This window comes from Amycolatopsis sp. NPDC004378, from assembly GCF_053602455.1.
Genome location: NZ_JBSGDR010000038.1, coordinates 44577 through 51178, shown reverse-complemented (window position 1 = coordinate 51178; position 6602 = coordinate 44577). Strand labels below are relative to the sequence as shown.

At 67.6% G+C, this 6602-nt stretch carries 10 protein-coding genes and 3 pseudogenes; 9 read left to right on the top strand and 4 right to left on the bottom strand.

Annotation, left to right across the window (positions count from 1 at the left end):
- Nucleotides 1-282: pseudogene (locus tag ACWEN0_RS47620) on the bottom strand (molybdopterin-dependent oxidoreductase); the annotation flags it as partial.
- A 280-nt stretch (nt 283-562) separates the two neighbouring features.
- Nucleotides 563-1051 carry a TetR/AcrR family transcriptional regulator gene (locus tag ACWEN0_RS47615; RefSeq protein WP_451988353.1) on the bottom strand — a complete coding sequence of 163 codons (489 nt, stop codon included), beginning with the start codon at nt 1049-1051 and terminating at the stop codon, nt 563-565.
- 316 nt (nt 1052-1367) lie between these two features.
- On the opposite strand from ACWEN0_RS47615, the gene ACWEN0_RS47610 reads away from it, so the two are divergent.
- The 4 genes and pseudogenes from ACWEN0_RS47610 (at nt 1368) to ACWEN0_RS47595 (ending at nt 2389) form a co-directional block, all read left to right on the top strand.
- Nucleotides 1368-1571: an epoxide hydrolase N-terminal domain-containing protein gene (locus ACWEN0_RS47610; protein ID WP_451988352.1), complete on the top strand. Its 204-nt coding sequence runs from the start codon at nt 1368-1370 to the stop codon at nt 1569-1571.
- Nucleotides 1520-1741: pseudogene (locus tag ACWEN0_RS47605) on the top strand (alpha/beta fold hydrolase); the annotation flags it as partial. The gene ACWEN0_RS47610 and the pseudogene ACWEN0_RS47605, both read left to right, overlap by 52 nt.
- Before the next feature lie 32 nt (nt 1742-1773).
- Entirely contained in the window at nt 1774-1905 is a 132-nt protein-coding gene (locus ACWEN0_RS47600; RefSeq protein WP_451988359.1) for a hypothetical protein, read from the top strand.
- A 190-nt stretch (nt 1906-2095) separates the two neighbouring features.
- Entirely contained in the window at nt 2096-2389 is a 294-nt protein-coding gene (locus ACWEN0_RS47595; RefSeq protein ID WP_451988358.1) for a hypothetical protein, read from the top strand.
- Nucleotides 2390-2792: 403 nt separating this feature from the next.
- Here the strand turns inward: ACWEN0_RS47595 and ACWEN0_RS47590 are convergent, their stop codons facing one another.
- Nucleotides 2793-3734: a pentapeptide repeat-containing protein gene (locus ACWEN0_RS47590; protein WP_451988351.1), complete on the bottom strand. Its 942-nt coding sequence runs from the start codon at nt 3732-3734 to the stop codon at nt 2793-2795.
- Between the two features lie 396 nt (nt 3735-4130).
- Here ACWEN0_RS47590 and ACWEN0_RS47585 point away from each other — a divergent pair, with 396 nt between their 5' ends.
- Together ACWEN0_RS47585 and ACWEN0_RS47580 are read left to right on the top strand one after the other, a co-directional pair.
- Nucleotides 4131-4280: a hypothetical protein gene (locus ACWEN0_RS47585; RefSeq protein WP_451988350.1), complete on the top strand. Its 150-nt coding sequence runs from the start codon at nt 4131-4133 to the stop codon at nt 4278-4280.
- Nucleotides 4281-4319: 39 nt separating this feature from the next.
- Complete coding sequence (locus ACWEN0_RS47580; protein ID WP_451988357.1) at nt 4320-4658, top strand: bacteriocin fulvocin C-related protein; 339 nt, start codon at nt 4320-4322, stop codon at nt 4656-4658.
- Nucleotides 4659-5190: 532 nt separating this feature from the next.
- On the opposite strand, the gene ACWEN0_RS47575 is transcribed toward ACWEN0_RS47580, so the two are convergent.
- Nucleotides 5191-5340, bottom strand: coding sequence for a hypothetical protein (locus ACWEN0_RS47575; protein WP_451988349.1), 150 nt, complete (start codon nt 5338-5340; stop codon nt 5191-5193).
- A 127-nt stretch (nt 5341-5467) separates the two neighbouring features.
- Between ACWEN0_RS47575 and ACWEN0_RS47570 the strand changes: the two genes are divergently transcribed.
- From ACWEN0_RS47570 to ACWEN0_RS47560, 3 genes and pseudogenes are all read left to right on the top strand, one after another.
- Entirely contained in the window at nt 5468-5596 is a 129-nt protein-coding gene (locus ACWEN0_RS47570) for a hypothetical protein (protein ID WP_451988348.1), read from the top strand.
- 140 nt (nt 5597-5736) lie between these two features.
- Nucleotides 5737-5883 (top strand): annotated as a pseudogene (locus tag ACWEN0_RS47565) (dienelactone hydrolase family protein); the annotation flags it as partial.
- Nucleotides 5884-5966: 83 nt separating this feature from the next.
- Nucleotides 5967-6476: a dienelactone hydrolase family protein gene (locus ACWEN0_RS47560; RefSeq protein ID WP_451988347.1), complete on the top strand. Its 510-nt coding sequence runs from the start codon at nt 5967-5969 to the stop codon at nt 6474-6476.
- Nucleotides 6477-6602: the final 126 nt, after the last annotated feature.

Sequence of the window (6602 nt, the reverse complement as noted above, 5' to 3'; positions counted from 1 at the left end):
CTTCGCGAAGTCGGCGTCGGCCGGGATCGTGGGCGCGGTCCGGGCCGGGACGAGCTTGCCGACCGCTTCGCGCGACGCCGTCGCGTCGCGGGTGGAGCTGATCAACTGCCCACCGAGGCCGGCCGCACCGGCCCCCACCACTACCCCGGCCCCGCCGAGCAGGAACGCCCGCCGGGACGTGTCGGTCTTCGCTGAATCGGGCTCTCGCCACACGCGCGGCGCGATCCGGTGCAGCAGCAGGAACACCGCGATGCCCACGACGAAGCGCAATGGCACGCTCACCGGCGTGGACCTCTCCGGCGCCAAACACGACGCGAACACCAACACGACCGGAGCCGCTCACGACGCATCGACAAAGAGCGCACGGTGGTGAGGGCACCAGCCGAAGGGCGGCATCCAAGCCGCTTGCGCGGTCATTCGCGGTGACCCGAGCGGATCTCGATACGTCACCTGGATGGTGTGCCCGGCATTATCCGAATGGCGAGGAACGGACCGCACCGATTTCAGGTCCGTCCGTCGTTGCACTGAAGTCCAATCACGCCTGGTCGCCGAGTGCCGCGAGTCAAGGCTGGTCGCCCACCAGAGTGATTGCCTGCGCCTCGGGAACTCCCAGCATCAGCAGGCTCCTGATCGTCGCCGCTCGGACGCCGAGAGGCCCGTTCGGCAGGTCGCTGTCCGCGATGGCGAACACGACCTGGCTCAACAGGCCCGCCGGCAGGTGCTGTGCGAACACGTCGCTGTCCTGGCCCCGTTTCACCAGGTCGGCGAGGAGCTCGTCGACCGGTCCGAGCAGGCCGTGGATCGCCTCGCCGTACTCGCCGCGGCGCAGCGCCAGCAGCACTCGGTACCGGTGCGCCACCGGCCATAGGCGAGCGATGAATCCGACCCACGTCACATCCGCTTCCACGCCGGAGGCGTTGACCTCGGTGAGCACGCCTGTCATCTCGGTGACAGCCCGTTCCGTGAGTGTCCGGATCAGCTCGAGGCGCGGGGGAAAATGGCCGTAGACCGTGCGACGGACGACCCCGGCAGCGGAGGCGATGTCGCCCATTCCGGCGGCGGGGTTCTCCCCAGCACATCGAGGGCGACGTCGAGAGTGCGATCGCGGGTCTCGGTCATCGACCGGGCACGGGAGGCACGACAGCAGTGTTGCACACTGGTGTGCAGTGAAGTAGATTGCACACCAGTGTGCAACGACGCGTTGCGCCGCGAGGCTCAGGAGAAGAACGCATAGACCGCACCGGCCCTCGTCCGCCCGTTCACCGTCTCGATCCCGGAGCCGGAGATCGACGACCTGAAGCAGCGGCTGGCCAGAAACCCGCTGGCCGGACCCGGAAACCGTGGGCGACTGGTCCCAAGGGGTCCGGGTGGAGAACGCCAGATCCCTGATCGACTACTGGGAACACGACTACGACTGGCGGCGCTTCGAATCCGAGCTCAACCACGTCCCTCAGTTCCTGACCGAGATCGACGGGCTTGACATCCACTTCATCCACGTCAAGTCCGAGAACCCGGCGCCATGCCACTGCTGCTCACACGCGGATGGCCCGGCTCGATCGTCGAGTTCCTGAAACTGATCGGCCCGCTGACCGAGCCGGTGTCCTTCGGCGGAGACGCCGCCGATTCATTCGACGTCGTCATCCCGTCGCTCCCCGGGTTCGGGTTCTCGCAGAAGCCCGCCGAGACCGGGTGGACCGTATCGCGCATCGCCAGCGCTTGGGTCGAGCTGATGAAACGTCTCGGCTACCCGAGATGGGCCGCGCAAGGTGGTGAATGGGGCGCCGTCGTCACCACCGCCCTCGGGGCGGCGTCCAGATCGGACGGTTCCGGAACGAGCAGATCGTGGAGCGCTGGGGCAGCACGGACGAACTGGGCATCATGCGCCAGCTGGGAGTCACGTCCTAGAAGCTGCGCCGGTTCAGAGTTGCCGGTGGAGTCAGCCGCGCAGGGCGTAACGACGTTCCGCATACGCACGTGGGTGACGGTGGCTTCTCGGTCATGTACGCCGTGGCGACACGATCGCGCAGTGCCGGGTGGTCGCGTGGCTGCCGCTGGTGCGCTTGCCGACGTCCGGCGGACACTCCACAGTGGGCGCATGCAGCGGCGAGAATTCACAGCGGCGGAGTTGGAAGAGCTGGACCGGGACGTGGCCGAGCTGGCCTGGCGGTGGGCCCGGCGGTTGACCGGGATACCCGCCGAGCAGGCGCCGTTCGGGCCGGTCGACCCGCGGATCGGCGACGCGGACCGGGCGGGGGCGCACCTGGCCCGGCTCTACGTGCTCACCCGCCTGCGACAGAGTGCCGACGCCCGGTCGGACGCCGACGTCTTCTATGCGGGCCAGGCCGGGGCGGCGTACCCGGACATCGCAGCGGCCCTGGATCTGGGTTAGCCCCGCTAGCTGTTGCGGGTCACGACGTTGGTGACGACTGACGGGCCTGCAAGGAGGGGACGGGTCTTTCAGTGGCAGGACGAGAAGTGCGACCCGCTCCCAGCCGACGGCATCAGCATCTCAGCGCGCACCGTCGGACGGAACCTGCTGCAGCTCGGTCTGAACCGACGCCGGTTTCTCGATTCGACCGGTGGCCTGGAGGCGGTAGCGATGCTACGAGAGCTGAACGCCACGGCGCCCGCACCGATCCCCGACGACGCGCCGTTCGGGTTCGTCCCGGCCCGCTGGCGCGGCTGTCTGGAGACCGCGGCAGCGAACGGCGGCGCGACGCCCTACCGCGCTACTGGGAGCCGGAGATGGGACCCAACCTGGCGGCAGAGCACGGACTGGTGCGCACGGATCGTCAGGTATGTCTGATCTGCCAGATGCCCGGCTCGATCTGTTCCGAGCGTTCACGCATTTCGTCGGCCATGTCGTGTGGCCACTGGGTTTCCTCCGACCAGCGTGCGCCGAGAAAGGTGCCGTGGCGGGCGTGCGCGGACAGCAACACGGTGGCGTACTGATGACGGTTCGCACGCTGGTGAGGTAGGGAGCCGTCAGGGCCACCTCCGAGTTCTGTCCCGCGCAGGTCGGTGTCTCGCAAGATCGCCATGCCAAGGGTGTCCATGTCGCACAACTCGGCATCGGTGAGGTCGGCGCCGGTGAGGTCTGCGCCCTTGACACGGCAGCGGGTCAAGTCAGCGCCACTGAGGTTGGCACCGGTCAGCTTCACGCCCCGCAGGTCCGCCCGGGCCAAGAACGCGCCGTGCATGTCGACGGCGTGCAGATCCTGTTCGCGGAGATCCACACCGGGCAGGGAAATGCGTTCAAGATTCGCGTCGCGGAGGTTCGCGCCGCGCACGGTCGCCCTGGCGAGGTCGGCCGACGAGAGGTTCGTGCGGGTCAGGACCGCGTCGGTCAGGTTGGCTCCGACCGCGTGGACACGCTCGAGGTCCGCGCCGGTCAAGTCGGCGCGGGTCAGGTCAGCTTCGAACAGGTTGGCGGATTCGAGAACGATGTCCCGCAGATCGGCGTCTGACAGGTTGGCCCAACTCAGGCGTGCTCCTTGCAGGAACGCGCCGGTGAGGTGAGCGCGCCGAAGGCGGGCATGCTTCAGCTCCGCTCGAGGTAGGCGCACCTTCGGCCTGATCACCTTCCACCGGAGGCCGGGGCCGACACGTCGCAGGTACATACGCACCCCAGTACAGTACAAGTTCCCCGCCCGCCGCACGGTGCCCGAGCTCGAACTCGCCCTTCTGATGGCGCGCGGCGCCAGGTTCAGCAGCGCCTGGCCGACGTGGTCCATGTCCTGGTTTTCAGCAGTTACCTATCCGCGGTTCCCGATCTCTGAACTGAACCCTGCTCAGCGTCAGCCAGGTATCCTGGTCAGCTGAGCTTGAAGGCGAGGACAAGTCGTTCGGATCCACGTGCGACGACATGCCCCACCGCGCTGTTGCGGTCGTAGCGGCCGCCGAGGTCGCGATTGGCCGACCGCGCGCCACGTTGTCCTTGGCCGTTTCGCTCGGTTCAAGGGGCACCGCAGCGCGGAGACCAGGCCTTCGGCTACAGCGGCAGCGACCGCGTCCGGGTGGAACACCGGCCGGCCTCCGTTGTAGTCGCTGATGAACCCGGTGAGCGGCCGGCAGTGCGCCGAGCGTGGGTTCTCCTTGGCGGCTCTGGACGAAGCCCTCATCATCTTCAGGTGCGGCTGTTCGTCGTGGCGACCGAGCTGGCAGCCGGCGATGTCGACCAGCGGCGCCAACTCATCGACGTCGTGGATATCGAAGAACTGCAGCTTGCGCGCGGCCTCGTTACACCCCGTGCCCGCAGCAGTCCGACGACATCCGCGTAGCCCGCCCGAACGTCACCGCCGGCTCCGGCGCGGTGAAACCTGTCCCCGCAGGCGCAGAGTCAGGCGCGGCGTGAGAACATTGCAGCGTTCCGTCGAGCACATCCACGCCTTTCGGTGAAGCAGAACGCCGTGCTCGACCGGGCAAGTAACGCAGCAGCAAATCCCGACATGTTTGTCAGTTCGTCCGGCCTTGCAGATAGACTCGTGCAGAGCGGTTTCGACGACGATGTGAAACGTGAATTCACTCCCGAGGACAGTTGGTTCGTTCTTTCTCTCGGCACCGAACGTTCGCCGTCGGGCGTGTCGTCGGATTGCCAGTGCGCCACACAGTCCGACTATTGTAGCAATTATTGCCGGTCTGGGCTTGGCTGCACCTAGAAGTCCAGTGGGTGCGGGCACTTCTTGGTTTTCCCGTGCGACGGGTTGTGCCAGCAGCATAGGCCGACCAACAGGCCGACATGCTGGGAGTGGTCGCGTGAAGCGCCAGGACACGAGTGGCGATGCCGCTCACGTCAGCAATGATCAGCTGAGCCACTACGTGACCGCGGATTGTCGTCTCGACCCCACTGAGGTGGTCCAGCTCGAGGACCACCTCAGCAAGTGCTCGGAGTGCCGGAATCGAGTCGCCAGCACCGTCGAACGCGTGTCTCCCGGTACTGCAGACCTTCTGGCTAGCGTCTGGGGCGCGTGGACGCCGCAACCAATCCGGATCGCCACTAACCGCAACTGCGGAGACGCGACGCCTCTTCCAGGCACCGACTCAACTGCGTCCGGAAGAGGCGGTTTGGCGGCACGACGTGTACACCCGTGCGGGAAGGGGCCGTAGCTGCGACCGACGCGCCTCTACCAAAGCGAGACAAGGCATCTTCCCTGGTCAAGCCGGCCCTTGGGGCCTGCTAAACCTCGCCCGCTACGCCCGCTGGCGGTGCCCAGGACAGTCCGTCGACCCGGCCGGCCGCGCGTACTCGCCCTGGCCCTGGCCGGGCTGGTGGTGACGTCCACGGTGGTGCTCGCGGCCGAGGTGGCAGAGGTCGAGCGGCGGCAGCAGGCCCAGGCGCACGACCAGGTCGTTGCGCGGATCCTGCCGCGGACCCCGGCCAGCATGGTGAACTTTCTCGCCGAACGCGCCGCCCGCCCGCCGGACACACGTACACCTGCGCCTCACATCCGCCAGCGACCGCCACACAGTGGTCACCCAAACCCACGGCTGGTCGGCGTTCACCCACACCGACATGCTCACCCGCCTGCCAGGGGTGAACAAAGATCAATTACAGGCGTCGCTGGACAAGCTGGCCGACCACCTCGAACCCCGATGACCGAGTGTCAAAAATCTGAAGCAAAGCACGGCTGAGGAGAGGACCTTCAACGAGCTGCCTCAACTCCGTGCGGTTGGGACGCTGTTCTGCCGGCGGTGAACCGGCCCGGCCGGGCTCGATGATCACTACGGTCCGCTCTCATGGCCACGATCACGACGCGCACCGTCGAGTACCCGGCGAACGGCCTGACGATGGTCGGGCACCTTCCCCTCCCCGCTGGTGTCGACCGCCGACCCGCGGTCCTGATCGGGCCGGAGGTAACGGGGCTGAACGACTTCCGACGCCCTCGGGCCGACGCCCTCGCCGAGCTGGGGTACGTGGCGCTGGCCTTCGACATCCACGGCGGGCGCTGGCTCACCGAGCTCAGGAGATGCTGGCGCGTTGCACCCCGCTGCTGGCCGACCCCGACCGGCTGCGGGGGATCGGCCACGCGACGCTTGACGTGCTGCGCGCCGAAGCACGGACCAACCCTGATCGGGTCGACGCCATCGGTTACGACACCGAAGGCGCGATCGTGCTGGAACTCGGCCGCGCCGGGCTCGCGCTGCACGCGATCGCGACGGTCAATGCGCTGACGACGGGCCGGCCGGGCGAGGCGGCGCGCATCCGTTGCCCGGTGTGGGCGGGGGTCGGGTCGAAGGACCCGATCCAGCCGGCCGCGCAACGGGACGCGTTCGCCGCCAAGATGCAGGCCGCGGGTGTCGACTGGAGCATGGTGATCTACGGCGGCGCCCAGCACGCGTTTCATCACCCGCCGATGCGGCCGACCAGACCGTGCTCCCCGGCGTCGGCCACCGCCCGCAGCACGCGAGGCGGGCCTGGCGCGACATCGTCGCCCTGCTCGCCGACTGCCTGCCCCTACCGGCATAAGCCGGAGTAGCAGTGGCCCACCGTCTACCAATCTGAAATTGAGACGACTACAGCAGGTTCGAAGTATTGGCCCCTCCATCAGTTGACGGCGTTTTGCGCCATCGCTGATCACCGCACACGCTCCGCGCGACCGCCG

What these genes read in the sequence shown, in the direction of transcription:
- ACWEN0_RS47615 (WP_451988353.1), bottom strand. Translation starts at nt 1,051, where the DNA reads ATGGGCGACATCGCCTCCGCTGCCGGGGTCGTCCGTCGCACGGTCTAC.
- ACWEN0_RS47600 (WP_451988359.1), top strand. Translation starts at nt 1,774, where the DNA reads ATGGGGCGCCGTCGTCACCACCGCCCTCGGGGCGGCGTCCAGATCGGA.
- ACWEN0_RS47595 (WP_451988358.1), top strand. Translation starts at nt 2,096, where the DNA reads ATGCAGCGGCGAGAATTCACAGCGGCGGAGTTGGAAGAGCTGGACCGG.
- ACWEN0_RS47590 (WP_451988351.1), bottom strand. Translation starts at nt 3,734, where the DNA reads ATGGACCACGTCGGCCAGGCGCTGCTGAACCTGGCGCCGCGCGCCATC.
- ACWEN0_RS47560 (WP_451988347.1), top strand. Translation starts at nt 5,967, where the DNA reads ATGCTGGCGCGTTGCACCCCGCTGCTGGCCGACCCCGACCGGCTGCGG.